At 57.9% G+C, this 12660-nt stretch carries 10 protein-coding genes and 2 pseudogenes; 10 read left to right on the forward strand and 2 right to left on the reverse strand.

Translation table 11 applies throughout. The features are described 5' to 3' along the window. The 7 genes and pseudogenes from EN869_RS32355 to EN869_RS32380 form a co-directional block, all read left to right on the forward strand. Nucleotides 1-132: pseudogene (locus EN869_RS32355) on the forward strand (IS481 family transposase); the annotation flags it as partial. Between the two features lie 265 nt (nucleotides 133-397). Then, nucleotides 398-1576, forward strand: a complete 1179-nt coding sequence (locus EN869_RS32360; protein WP_164759124.1) for a cytochrome P450 — start codon at nucleotides 398-400, stop codon at nucleotides 1574-1576. Nucleotides 1577-1605: 29 nt separating this feature from the next. Further along, nucleotides 1606-1728 (forward strand): annotated as a pseudogene (locus tag EN869_RS35330) (ferredoxin); the annotation flags it as partial. A gap of 138 nt (nucleotides 1729-1866) precedes the next feature. Beyond that, the gene (locus tag EN869_RS32365) at nucleotides 1867-2454 is read left to right on the forward strand and encodes a nuclear transport factor 2 family protein (protein WP_126083656.1); all 588 of its coding nucleotides are present in this window, start codon (nucleotides 1867-1869) and stop codon (nucleotides 2452-2454) included. 148 nt (nucleotides 2455-2602) lie between these two features. Next, a complete protein-coding gene (locus EN869_RS32370; RefSeq protein ID WP_063169384.1) occupies nucleotides 2603-4204 on the forward strand; it encodes an SDR family oxidoreductase in 1602 nt (533 codons plus the stop codon). Nucleotides 4205-4342: 138 nt separating this feature from the next. Next, a complete protein-coding gene (locus EN869_RS32375) occupies nucleotides 4343-5395 on the forward strand; it encodes an LLM class flavin-dependent oxidoreductase (RefSeq protein WP_024505249.1) in 1053 nt (350 codons plus the stop codon). Next, complete coding sequence (locus EN869_RS32380; protein WP_029356557.1) at nucleotides 5382-6008, forward strand: nitrogen fixation protein NifQ; 627 nt, start codon at nucleotides 5382-5384, stop codon at nucleotides 6006-6008. Before EN869_RS32375 ends, EN869_RS32380 begins: the two co-directional genes overlap by 14 nt. Here the strand turns inward: EN869_RS32380 and rpoN are convergent. Both rpoN and EN869_RS32390 read right to left on the reverse strand, forming a co-directional pair. Continuing rightward, on the reverse strand, nucleotides 6005-7438 hold the full coding sequence (gene rpoN / locus EN869_RS32385) for an RNA polymerase factor sigma-54 (protein WP_126063822.1): 1434 nt from the start codon (nucleotides 7436-7438) through the stop codon (nucleotides 6005-6007). The two genes, EN869_RS32380 and rpoN, sit on opposite strands and share 4 nt — an antisense overlap. Before the next feature lie 68 nt (nucleotides 7439-7506). Next, a complete protein-coding gene (locus EN869_RS32390) occupies nucleotides 7507-8040 on the reverse strand; it encodes a peroxiredoxin (protein ID WP_029356553.1) in 534 nt (177 codons plus the stop codon). A 1174-nt stretch (nucleotides 8041-9214) separates the two neighbouring features. Between EN869_RS32390 and EN869_RS32395 the strand changes: the two genes are divergently transcribed. The 3 genes from EN869_RS32395 to EN869_RS32405 all read left to right on the forward strand — a co-directional run bounded on the left by EN869_RS32395 (nucleotide 9215) and on the right by EN869_RS32405 (nucleotide 12603). After that, nucleotides 9215-9526, forward strand: a complete 312-nt coding sequence (locus tag EN869_RS32395; protein WP_206437555.1) for a hypothetical protein — start codon at nucleotides 9215-9217, stop codon at nucleotides 9524-9526. A gap of 832 nt (nucleotides 9527-10358) precedes the next feature. Continuing rightward, nucleotides 10359-11489 carry a histidinol-phosphate transaminase gene (hisC, locus tag EN869_RS32400; protein ID WP_126097317.1) on the forward strand — a complete coding sequence of 377 codons (1131 nt, stop codon included), beginning with the start codon at nucleotides 10359-10361 and terminating at the stop codon, nucleotides 11487-11489. Nucleotides 11490-11568: 79 nt separating this feature from the next. After that, the gene (locus EN869_RS32405; protein WP_126097318.1) at nucleotides 11569-12603 is read left to right on the forward strand and encodes an LLM class flavin-dependent oxidoreductase; all 1035 of its coding nucleotides are present in this window, start codon (nucleotides 11569-11571) and stop codon (nucleotides 12601-12603) included. Nucleotides 12604-12660 lie beyond the last annotated feature (57 nt).

Below are 12660 nucleotides of genomic sequence, written 5' to 3' on the forward strand. Positions count from 1 at the left end.
CACCGCGCCGCAGAGTTGCCGGTCTGGCTGCACAGATACAATTGGCACCGTCCCCACGGGAGCCTAAAGTCCAAAACACCTATCAGTCGCCTCGCTCTAACCGAGGACAACCTGTTGAGGCTCCACAGCTAGCGATCCCACCAGTTGAGTTGCTCCAAGTCGGTGTCTAGCTTTCTACATTCTGTGTCCGACGCTGGACAAGAATGTTGCAATCCCGACCAGCAAGTCAGCGCAGGCGCCACCTGTTGCCCAGCAAACGGCAAGGATTATCGAAAGACGAATTCGGCACGGAGCTTGCACCAACGATTGCATGCAAATGCCGACAGCATCTCATGAACGGTCTCTCGATTCTGGCGCGGTTAAATCGCGGCCGGTTCCAGATCATGTCCCGCCCGAAATGGTGAGGGACTTCAGCCTGTTTACGTCGCCCGGCATGTTGCCGACCGCTAACGGGGATCCGCATGCAGCGGTTGCTTGCGTTCATGCCGGGCCTCCGATCTTTTATTCAACCAGCAACACGCGCGACGGTCGGGGTACCTGGGTCATCACTCGCGCGAGCGACCAGCGCCGGGTGCTGCAGGACACCGAAACGTTTTCCAGCCATCGCAGCATCTTCGCCTCTGTGCTCGGCGAGAGCTGGCCGATGATCCCGCTTGAGCTCGATCCGCCATTCCACGGTGTTTTTCGCTCACTGCTCAATCCGCTGCTTTCGCCAAAGCGGGTAATGGCATTGGAGCCGGCTGTCCGGGAACGAGCGATCAAGCTGATCGACAGGATCGCCGCATCAGGCACGAGCTGCGACATCATGAAGGATTTTGCAGTTCCGTTCGCGGTCAATATCTTCCTTCGCTTTATTGGGCTTTCGGACAACGGACTAGAAACATTTGTCGGCTGGGCTAGAGATCTGCTCCACGGCGATAAGGAGCAACGACCACCCGCAGCCCGGACGATCGTGGCCTTCATCGACGAACTTGCCACCGAGCGCCGCAAGGAGCCGGTCGATGATTTCATGACCTTCATCGTGAAGGCAAAGGTCGAGGGTCGTCTGCTCAGTGACGAAGAAGTCCGTGGCATCGGCGTGCTTGTGTTCGTCGCGGGACTCGACACGGTCTCAGCAGCCATATGCTTCGACTTGGCCCATCTCGCGCGCAACCCCAAAGATCAGGAATTGCTACGAAGCGAACCGGACCGGATTGCCGTCGCTGCGGAAGAATTGCTGCGCGCCTATTCGACCATTCAGATGATCCGAGTGGCAACGAAGGATGTCGACTTCAAAGGCGCGCCGATCCGCAAGGGAGACTATGTTTCCTGTGCCACGATGATTGCCAATCGTGACCCGGCGGAATTCGAATGCCCGAATGAGATCGATCTGGCGCGCGAGGACAACCGGCACGCTGCCTTTGGCTATGGTCCCCATCGTTGTCTTGGCTCACACCTTGCCCGGCGGGAGATTGTCATTGGCCTGGAGGAGTGGCTGGCGCGCATCCCAGCCTTTCGGATCAAGACAGGGACTGAACCTATCACCTTCGGCGGCCATGTGTTCGGGATCGAGAATCTGATCCTGGACTGGTCCTGAAGTTTCAGCCAACGACATTGGAGTTCGCTATGCGTGTCGTCGTACATAAAGCCAGATGCCAGGGTCATGCGCGCTGCTGGGCGCGGGCGCCGAGAGTCTTCAAGCTTGATGACGCCGGCTACATCTTGCCCGGTGATATTGATGTTGCCGATGGGGAGCAACTGCTTGCCTCAAAAGGGGTACGAGCCTGCCCCGAACAAGCTCTGGAAGTTGACGAGCCCCCCGCTAACTCAGTTGTAGAGAGAGACACACGCAAAGTGCAGACTGGCATCGGGAAGGATAAAACAATCATACAATTCGCGACAGACCCTGTCGACCACGCGAAAATTACCGAACTGCGTGACCGAGAGGCGATCCGCAACTGCCTGTATCGGTACTGCCGCGGGATAGACCGCGCCGATGAGGCGGCGCTGCGTAGCGCATACTGGCCCGAAGCGTATGACAGGCACGGTCCCTATTGCGGACCGGCAGAGGACTTCATCCAATTTGCTCTCGGTCTGCCGGGGCACCGTAACATCCATCAAATCACGAACAGCCTGATCGACTTCATCAGTTCAGCAGAGGCCGCGGTCGAGAGCTATTTCACCGCGCTGCAACGCGGACCGGATACAGACCAAGAAATACGTCAGACGCTGCTTTGCGGCCGTTACTGCGATCTGTTTCAGAAGAGGCAGGACGAGTGGCGAATTGCGGAACGGACAGTCGTCTACGATTGGGTTGAGGAGCAAATCCCGCCAGCGATTCTTGAGGCAGATAGGTTCGGCCGGCGACAGCCGATTGGAGCACAACATCCAGACGATCCCATCTACCAGTTGCTCAAGGGTCACATCCCCACCGACCAAGATGGCGTCGAGGGTCCCCAACTGGGAGCTGCATAAGTGGGTAGAAATGGAGGATGAGCGCCCTACGGGAACGACATCTGTGTGGGGCCGCAACTGGCGGTCACTGCAACGATTTGGCTCGGCCCTTCATTCCGCCCAAGGTTGATGGGCTGAGATCACAAGCGGTCATCGTGGAGAAGCTCTCGTGAAACTGGCAGCACGCACCGTAATCATCACAGGCGCTGCGGGCGGGATCGGCCGTGCCCTGGTCGATATCCTTGCCGCGGACGGAGACACTGTAGTTGCGGTGGACCTTCCGGGCAGTGGTGTGGTTGAACTGGCTCGGGATCTCGGGTCGCCGCACGTCGGTCTGGAGTGCGATGTGTCGCGAGAGAAGGACATGCTCTCACTTTTCGGCCAGGTCGAAGCACGGTTCGCGCAAATCGATGTCCTCATCAACAATGCGGCGGTTGGACCCACGATGGATAGGATCATCGACACCGCTGTCGATACCTTCCGACGCGGCGTGACAGTGAACCTTATTGGGCCATTCGTTATGGCCCGGGAAGCGGCGCGGCGCATGAAGCCGGGCGGTGCGATCGTCAATGTGGCTTCGATGGCGGGCGTGGTCGGCAATCCCAGGCGCAACGCCTACGCAGCCTCGAAAGCTGGCGTGATCTCGTTGACAAAGTCCCTTGCATGCGAGTGGGCTATGCGAGGAATCCGCGTCACGGCGGTGGCGCCGGGCTCCGTCCGCACCCCAATGGTCACAGAACTGGCACGCGCTGGCAAAATGGACCTCGCGGCGATACGCCGCCGCGTGCCGATGGGGCGCTTGGCTCGCCCCGACGAGATCGCCAGGGTCGTGCGTTTTCTGAGCAGCACGCAGGCGCGCTACATCACCGGCTCGGTGCTGGCAGTCGACGGAGGCTGGATGTCATTCAACCAGCCGGGGGATGCTCACCCGCCGGTGGATGGTGCGCTCCAAGCCGAGCTCTCCTGTCCGGCCGAATGCACAGATGCGCGAATCGTGCTCGTCACCGGTGGCGCAAAAAGCATTGGCGCGGCCGTCGCTCGCCGCTTTGCCGCGAACGGCGACACCGTCGTGATTGCTGATAAAGATGGCACTGCAGCGGCAGAGCTGGCTACATCGCTCCCCGGCAAGCATCTGGCGAAATCGCTGGACGTGGCCGTCGAGAGCGATGTGGTGTCGATGTTCGAAGAACTGAGGGGACGCTTCGGGTATATCGATGTTCTGGTCAATAGTGCTGATACCGCCGACAGGATTGTGCCTGCGATCGAGCAACTGTCGAAACAGCTCGAACACGTCCTGGATGTCAACCTTACCGGCGCCTTCACCTGCGCGCGCGAAGCGATCAAGGCTATGCGCCCGGGCGGCGTGATCCTCAATCTCGGGTCGATCGACAGCTTTCTGCCGTTCGCGCCGCGCCATGCCTACGGCGCCTCCAAGGCGGGGATGGATATGCTGACCCGTTGCATGGCGGCCGAACTCGGGCCGGTCGGAATTCGGACAGCCACCGTCGCTCCTGGCCACATCCGCACGCCCGCACTTGCTCAGTTGGCCAAAGCCGGCCGCATCGACCTGACAGCAATCGGACGACGCATCCCCATGGGCAGGATGGGACGGCCAGAAGACGTCGCAGATGCATCGTTCTTCCTTGCTTCGTCTGACGCCTCATACATCAACGGCTCGATCCTCTACGTGGACGGCGGCTGGACCTCGTTCGGTGATGCGGGAAACGCCAGCGAACTCTATGACGAATGTTTTGCGGAGGCCGCAGGTTAATTGCCAGGCCTTCGCAGGGCGACCGGCCGAGCATTATGAAGCCTCGGCTCCACGACGCACCTGAGGTGCTTGAGATCCAAGCATGTGCATGCCGAGCACATTCCCGGTCGGCTGACGTGTCTATAACGAGGAGAAATCATGGAATTTGCCACTTTCATTCTGGCCGCCCAGCGTGGCTATCACCAATCCTCAGAAAGCGTCATCCGCAACTCCATCGAACAGGCCGTCGCTTCGGAGCAGGCTGGGTTCAACACCGCGTGGTTTGCTGAGCACCACTTCAACAATTACAGCCTCATACCATCCCCGCTGATGATGGTGGCGCACTGCGCCGGCTTGACAAGCACGATTCGCCTGGGCACTGCCGTCTGCGTGCTGCCGCTTTACCAACCGCAGCGCCTGCTGTCCGAGATCGGCTTCGCCGACATCGTTGCGAACGGCCGTCTCGAGCTCGGCGTAGGCTTGGGATACCAGCAGTTCGAGTTCGAACGGTTCGGCGTGGACATCGATGAGGCGCCGGCCGTCTTTTCGGAATACCTGGACATCATTCTCAAGGGCCTCAACCAAAACGTCTTCGAACACGACGGCCAGTATGAGAAGATCCCCCCAACAGCGATTTCGGTCCGCACAGTCCAGCAGCCGACGCCGCCTATCTGGATCGCTGGCGGAGCCGCACGGATGGCTCGGGCCTACCGCGAGGGGCACAATTTTTTTGTCACAGCCTTCCACGACGGCTTAGAGACTTTGACCACACTGCGTGAATCAGTCGAGAGGGCGGCGGCATCCGAGGAAAAGAACGTCACCGACGTCAAGATATCGCTGCTGCGCTGCTGCTATGCCAGCCACGACGAGTTGGAGATCAACAGCTATCTCGACAATGCCCGCTTCCAGCGCCGGCTTTCTGAAGCCCTGCATCAGCGCCGCCAACAGAGCCACGATGGCTACCTGCTGCAGGAGACACCGACCCAGCAGGATCTGTCCTTCGAGACCATGCGCAAAAATTTGCCGATTGGCAGCGTAAATCGCGTGATTGATCGCCTGCTGGAAGAGATCGATATCTTGAAACCGGACCAGATCGCAGTTCAGACTCAATTGGGCGACTTCGACCAAAAGACGATGCTGCGCCAGATCGAGCTCTGGGGCGACAAGATCATCCCTGCGGTCAACAAGGCGCTTTGTCATGCCGGAAGCTGAAGCCGGCCGTTACGATGATGGCTGCCTATCCAGCGCGCAATGGCGTGGGTCCGAGCTAGGGAGGAGCTTCGATCAGCATGTGCTGCCCTGCGTACATTCACGTTCGCTTGAGGAGGTCCAGGCGGGCGAGGTGTTGGCGACGGAGGGGACAGGCCTTTCGTCTGTCGAATTGCGTGATGTCTTGGCCGCAACTTTCCCGTCTACCTCCAGCAGCGTATTCGCTTTGGAGGAGTTGAGCGAGCCCGAGCCGGAACTGGAAGAGGAGCTGCTACGCCGGCTGCTGCTAGCGCATGCTGCGCCGGCCGACCCGGCGAGCGGCCGCTTGGCCAAGATCATCGCCCGGCGTGCGATGCGCACGGACCATCTTTGGCGGGATCTTGGCCTCTCAAATCGCGCTGAGCTCAGCCGCCTGCTTGCCAGACATTTTCCCGCGCTGGCGGCAGGCAACACAGAAAACATGAAATGGAAAAAGTACTTTTACCGCAAGCTGTGTGAGGCCGAAGGCTTTTCGTCATGCACTGCACCCAGTTGTCGGGAATGCCAGGACTTCGAAAGCTGCTTCGGCCCGGAGGAAGTTGAGAGTCGCCTCTCGCCGACCAGGAATGCCGGTTAGTCACTTCGCTTGATCGCAGCTGCGGACAAACGCTTATCGCGGCGCCGTAGTATGGAGGAAGGGATGTTCATCGCCTCGCGATATTTGGTGACGGTACGGCGAGCGACATTGATGCCGGTCTGCTTGAGCTGAGCAACGATGTCTTCGTCGGAAAGTACCTTGTCGAGCGATTCTTCGGCGATGATTGCCTTGATCCGATGGCGGACAGATTTGGCGGAGTGCGCGTCGCCGCCCTCGCAGGATGCGATTGTCGCTGTGAAAAAATACTTCAGCTCGAACACCCCGCGCGGAGTTAACATGTACCTGTTCGAAGCCACCCGGCTTACCGTCGACTGGTGCATTTTGATCCCGTCAGCGACATTTTTGAGACAGAGAGGCCGCAGATGGGCGACGCCGTGTGTAAAAAAGGCATCCTGCTGGCGCACGATTTCGGTCGCAACCTTAAGGATCGTCTTAGCGCGCTGCTCGAGGCAGCTGATCAGCCAGTTCCCTTTTTCCTGGCAATGGTCGAGAAACGCTTTGCCTTCCGGATTTTGATTGGTCAGCTGCGAGATTTCGGCGACATAGGTGTGGTTGATCAACACTTTGGGCAGCGTGGCCGGATCAAGCTCCACCCGCCATCCACCTTCGGACTTGGGCATTACCCAGACGTCCGGTACGATGGTTTCCGGCGTCCCGGACTGGAACCGGTCTCCAGGCTTGGGATCGAGCGCGCGGATTTCGTTCCTCATGTCGAGGAGATCCTCCTCGTCGACTCCGCAACGCTGCTTCAATCCCTGAAAATCCCCCCGTGCAAGCATCTCGAGATTGGCGACCAAAGCTGCCATAGCCGGGTCGAACCGGTCTTGCTGGCGCAGCTGAATCTCCAGGCATTCGCTGAGAGTTCGCGCAAAAATCCCCGGCGGATCAAATTGCTGCAAGATTCCGATGACCCGTTCCACATCAGCTTGCCGAACGTTTAACCTCCTGGCCAGATCGAAAAGGTTTACCTGAAGATAGCCAGTGTCCTCCAGATGGGCGGCGAGCTGTCCGGCAATCAGCCGCTCCTGGGGGGTGAACGGGGTGAGGGCGACCTGGCGGGCGACATGGTCGTGCAATGTTTCGGTGTGGGCGGTAAACTCCTCGACGGCAGGTCGATCGTTGCCGCTACTGCGTTGCGACTTCCATTGCCCGCGCCCGCCAGACGGCCCGCCAATGGGCGATTCGCCGATTTCGCTTCTGCTTTGACTGCTCCGCTGATCCACCCCTGACAGCGGCGAATCGTCGTCAAACGGGTCAGGCTTCAAAACGGGGTTCCTCTCGAGTGCCTGCTGCACGAGCTGATGGAGTTCAGTATGCGTCAATCGCAGCAAGCGAATAGCTTCAATGGCTTGAGGCGATAAGACCATACGTTGCTTCTGGCGTTGAAGCAGGCTTGCTGAGAGATGCATGTTGAACCGTAATCTGCCGAGGATGCTCTAGTGTGTGCTTGGGTTGTGTGAGACTTGCCACTTCTGGGTCATGCCGCCGCCTTCAGTTTGTCGAGAACGTTTTGCGGGGATGAAACGCCATAGGGGTCCGTCTCGCAGTTGTCACAGAAGCCTTCCTCCTCGAACCACTGCTCCACCACGCCATCGTCGATCAGAGCGGCGTATCGCCAGGAGCGCATGCCAAAGCCCAGATTGTCCTTCGCGACCAGCATGCCCATTTTGCGCGTGAACTCGCCCGACCCGTCTGGGATCAGCTCGATCTTCTGCAGCCCCAAGGACTTTCCCCACGCATTCATGACGAAAGCATCGTTGACCGAGACGCAGTAGATCGCGTCAATTCGCAGTTCCAGAAATTGATCATAGAGTTTTTCGAAATCGGGCAGTTGGAAGGTCGAGCAGGTCGGGGTGAAGGCGCCAGGCAGCGAGAACAGGATGACGCGCTTGCCCCCGAAATAATCGTCGGAGGTCTTGTTCTCCCACCGATAAGGATTTGGCCCCCCGATCGACTCATCGCGAACACGCGTGCGAAAGGTCACGAGAGGAACGTTCTTTCTGTCGGTCATTGATTTGCTCCCAGGCCAAAGTGGTACGGTGCATTTTTCGGTTAAACTGAAGCGGCATCGACTTCGGTCGACAGTTCCGGCAGCCTCGCGCCTTGGCGTGGTTGCCTCGGACCGGTCTTGTGCAAGACCGCCCCCGAGCAGGCACGTTTAAAGGCGACGAGCTTCCGCGGAGACGGGGAATTTCGCTCGCGTGCTTTATCGAGCTTTGAGAGGTAGGCATGGTCTGCAACCGTGATTTTGACTGCGTTCTATCGACCGAGTCGCAAGCGCCATGCCAATTGACCCGATGCCTTGGGTTCACTTCGGTTTTTGCAGCAACTTTCGTGTTGTGCAGTAATGCCGGTCGATATTATTGCTCAAGCAGCACTGGAAATTGGGTGCGACTCCGTTCGGCAAACCCGGCCTTTGTCCGAAGCCGGACACGAATGTCGGAAATAGCCAAACGCCAGGATCTGGGGCGGGTTAAGAAACGTTGCCGTGGGCACCGGCTTCAGCACAATTGCGCCACGCGAGCATGGCTCCCAGCGTCAATGCCGTGCAGCAGCGAGACGAAGTCACTGCAGAATATCAACCTCTGCGAAGTCGTTGAAACCCAGCATGTGCGAGCCGTTCGAGGCGCAGATCAAGGCATGCTCGAGGAAGAGCTCGTGCTCTCGGCAGCAAGTGTTGCGACGTCTGACAAGGATCGTCGCGCTTCAAGGAAAAGAACCTGAATGGTGCACGGCTTGTGAAGGCCGGCGCATGGAAATGGCTGGGCTGATCATCCTCCATGAGGGTTGAATGAAGAGCTGGCCCCTATCTCCCTCAGCTGCAACGGGGGGAGGTAGGGCATGTCCGTCTATCGCGCTGGGTAACATTCCTCGGTGAGGCAATAAGGGGGAGCAATTTCTCATTTCGGCAGACACGACCCAGCTCTCCTTTCATGCGCTGATTCCCCCAAGGGAAATCGCGACTCCAGGCTTCCTATGCAGCGAATCGCGGTGCTGTCCGATGTCCGACAATGTCGGATGCGGATCGTAGCTGGGCTAGATCCGTCACTTTGCCTCGATGGTTTCCCACTGGCCTTATATCTGCTTCGCCCCAAATGCGGCGACATAACCTGTGCGGCATCTGTGAATGGATCGACTTCAATCGAGACCTCGGAGGTCCCGATGCGCGAAGGGAGCTTGCCGATATGACGGCCACCATAGCGAACCACGGTCCGGACGACGAGGGGACTTGGATCGGCGGGCCTGCGGCGCTGGGACACCACCGCCTGGCAATCATCGATATCCAGGGCGGCCGTCAGCCGAGGATGCTCCAGGAGGATGGCCGACCTGACTTGGTGCTCGTCTACACGGGTGAGACTTACAACTACCGCGAGCTGCGTCAACAGCTGGCCGGCCTAGTCCATCGCATGAACACGAGCAGTGACACCGAGGTGGTGCTGCACCGCCCCCGCGAGTGGGGCTCTTCGGCGGGTACACTTTTTTCACGAAATCCGTGAATGTTTCTCGCGACATCATCCCGCAATCGGTGGTGCAGCGGGTGAAGAGCCCGTATCCGGCTATCCAGAATGCCGCCTACGACAAAATACTACGTACGCGGTTCACTGCGATGCTGGACGACCTAGTGCCGGCAGTGGCACCGCTGTTGTCCGTCGACAGGTCCCGCGCTTGCTCGGTGCGACCAACAACCTTAAGCGCTAGGGCGTAACCTGACCCTGCAAGATCTCCTCACCGACTATAAGGTGCGCCTCACGATCTGAGACGATGGGACAGGATGGCTAAGGAGGTGCGCCGTCTTGCATGCCCCGCCACCGAGGCGAACCCTCTTGGCTACGCGCGCCACAGCGACGCTCCATATCGTCAGGCCTGCGTCTCATGCTCAGATGAGCCGGTATTTGGCTCTCTCATCAGCAAACCGAGAGAGCCCATGCCAAGACGGAAGCAAGCAAGACGAACGAGCGTCAGAGATATCCTGCGCCTGACCCATAAACAGGGCAGTCCGGTGGGCCAGGTGGCAGAGCAACTGAGGTTCGGCAAGACTTCGGCTTCCACCTATCTGCGGGCGCTGGAGACGGGCTGTCGTGCAGGCCCTGCATGCGGCTTTGAGGACGATGCGATGTTGAAACACCGTCTGTTGCGCCGAATCGGCCGTCGGCCACACGTTGGGTCGTCATCAGGTTCTCGACAGCTTGCCGGTGTCAAATCCAAACCGTGGTCGGCGATCCCCACCAGGGTGGGAAGGCAGCGCTGATATAGCCGAACGTCGATCAAGTCACGATCAACTATTGCCTCATGTCACATGCCCTGCGGGACTGAAAAACGGAGAAGAACATGTGCGATGCAAAACTGAAGACCGTGCTTTCGCTTTTTTCGCCGGTGGCCAGCAAATTAGATGCTCTCTCGTCCAACGGACCAGCGACGGATGCAAATTGCGTTAAGCTAAATACGAACGAGAACCCGTTTCCGTTGCCGAAGAGCGTAATGCAAAGTGCAATTGCTGCGATCGAACACCAGTATCTTTATCCGGAAGACGACAATCTCAGCTTAAGGGCAGCTGCCTCCGATGCTTACGGATTTTCCAAAGATCAGGTGATTGCCGGCAACGGTTCGTCGGAGCTGCTCGGACTCATCTACAGAGCTTTCCTCGCCCCAGGAGATAGAGTGGCGATGCTGTCGCCCGGATTTTCGTTCAACCGTAAACTTGCCATGTTGCAGGGTGCCGAGTTTCTCGAAATCGCATCGAGCGAAGCTCATCCCCTGCCGATAGAAAAACTGCTGTCCGGCCCCGCAAAAGACGCGAAGTTCATTCTGTTGGCTAATCCGAACAATCCGACCGGAACATTCGTGCCGGTGGCCGAAATCGAACGCCTTGTGGAGCAAGCAGATCGCTTGGTCGTCTTGGATGAGGCCTACGTTGACTTCGCACCCGACAATGCCCTGCGCCTCGTCAATAGACATCCGAATCTTTTGATCTTGAGGACTTTTTCAAAGAGCTATGCTGCCGCTGGCGTGCGAGTCGGCTTCGGTTTCGGTCACCCAGAAATCATTGGCAGGCTGCGCAACATCCAGAATGTCTTCAACATGAACGTGATCGGGCAGGCGGTCGGGAAAAGCATTCTTGCGCATCGCCACGCCTACGAAGAGAACCACAGGCACATCAAGCATGAACGACAGCGAGTGACCCTGGCGCTGTTGCAACTTGGCTTTTCCGTAACACCCTCCCACGCAAACTTTTTGCTGGCCCGTGTGCCGGCGGGACAGGAGGGCTCATGCTGGCAAGCCGCGTTGAAAGAGCAGGCGATCCTCATCGCCAGCTTTCCTGACGTAGATTTGAAGAACTGTATTCGCGTCAGCATTGGCACCACAGAGCAGATGGACAAATTCCTTGCTGCCGCCAAACGAGTCTGTATGAACTTTAAGAAGAATCGCGGTGTGCACAAGCATGAAGTCAATTCACATTAAGCATCAAGTAATAGGTGTCGATGTGTCGAAAGCTATGATGTTTAGTGAATAAATAACAGGTAATTTGGAGAACAATTAATTGAAGAAAATTTCCGCTTCGGGCCTGACCTTCGGCATCTTCGATCATCTGGACGAAAACGGCGATGACATCGCACAACAATATGCAGATCGGCTGAGCCTAGCAGAAGCGTGCGATGGCTATGGCTTTTATGCGTATCATCTCGCCGAGCACCACTGTACGCCGCATGGCAGAGGTCCATCACCGAATTTGTTCTTAGCGAGCGTCGCCCAGCGAACCCGCAGTCTTCGTGTTGGTCCCATGGTAATGCTACTTGCGCTCTATCATCCGCTGCGTGCCTTCGAGGAGATCTGCATGCTTGATCAGTTGAGCGGCGGCAGGCTTGAACTCGGCATAGGGCGCGGCTCTGCTCCCACTGAATTGGGATACTTCGGGGTTGCTGTAGAAGCAGCACCAGAACAGTATGCGGAGGCCAGCGAGATTCTCATCAATGCGATGAAAGGCGGGACGCTTTCTTATCAGGGCCGCCACTTTGATTTGAAAGACGTTCCGCTGACGTTGAGACCTCACCAATATCCCCATCCGCCGACATGGATCGCCACCAATCGACCCGAGCCGGCTAGCTGGGCCGCCGCGAATGGGGCAAACATCGCCTGCGTCGGACCTTCCACTTCTGTTCGCAGCGTTACCGACGCGTTCCGCGCCGCCAGAATTCACGATGCTGACATTGGCCAGCAAGCGCCATTTCTTGGATTGCTCCGAATGGTGGTGATAGGGCGTTCTGAAACAGATGCGTATTTGCTCGCAGCACCTGCCTATGAACGATGGCTCAATAGCTTCAAATTTCTATACGAACTAAATGCCATTTCCACTCCACCAAACTTGCCTTTGAACTTCGATGCAGCAATTGAAAGTGAATTGTGCGTCGTGGGAACGGCAGATTCTGTCCGAAAAGCTCTCCTTGATCAGCTGGAAGAGGCAGGTGCTAATTATCTTCTGTGTCAACTGGCATTTGGGGATTTGCCGCTGGATGCCTCACTATACACCGCATCGGCCATTCGATCCGAAATCATGGCTCGAGTTGCCGCATCGTGAATCCGTCTGTGATTGGAGGAGCAGCGGCAGCGCTGCTCCTCATTGCGAAACGGTTGT

The sequence above is a fragment of the Mesorhizobium sp. M2D.F.Ca.ET.226.01.1.1 genome, assembly GCF_004022705.2.
Classification (GTDB): domain Bacteria; phylum Pseudomonadota; class Alphaproteobacteria; order Rhizobiales; family Rhizobiaceae; genus Mesorhizobium.

What these genes read in the sequence shown, in the direction of transcription:
- EN869_RS32390 (WP_029356553.1), bottom strand. Translation starts at nt 8,040, where the DNA reads ATGACCGACAGAAAGAACGTTCCTCTCGTGACCTTTCGCACGCGTGTT.
- EN869_RS32395 (WP_206437555.1), top strand. Translation starts at nt 9,215, where the DNA reads ATGACGGCCACCATAGCGAACCACGGTCCGGACGACGAGGGGACTTGG.
- EN869_RS32380 (WP_029356557.1), top strand. Translation starts at nt 5,382, where the DNA reads ATGCCGGAAGCTGAAGCCGGCCGTTACGATGATGGCTGCCTATCCAGC.
- EN869_RS32360 (WP_164759124.1), top strand. Translation starts at nt 398, where the DNA reads ATGGTGAGGGACTTCAGCCTGTTTACGTCGCCCGGCATGTTGCCGACC.
- rpoN (WP_126063822.1), bottom strand. Translation starts at nt 7,438, where the DNA reads ATGCATCTCTCAGCAAGCCTGCTTCAACGCCAGAAGCAACGTATGGTC.
- hisC (WP_126097317.1), top strand. Translation starts at nt 10,359, where the DNA reads ATGTGCGATGCAAAACTGAAGACCGTGCTTTCGCTTTTTTCGCCGGTG.
- EN869_RS32375 (WP_024505249.1), top strand. Translation starts at nt 4,343, where the DNA reads ATGGAATTTGCCACTTTCATTCTGGCCGCCCAGCGTGGCTATCACCAA.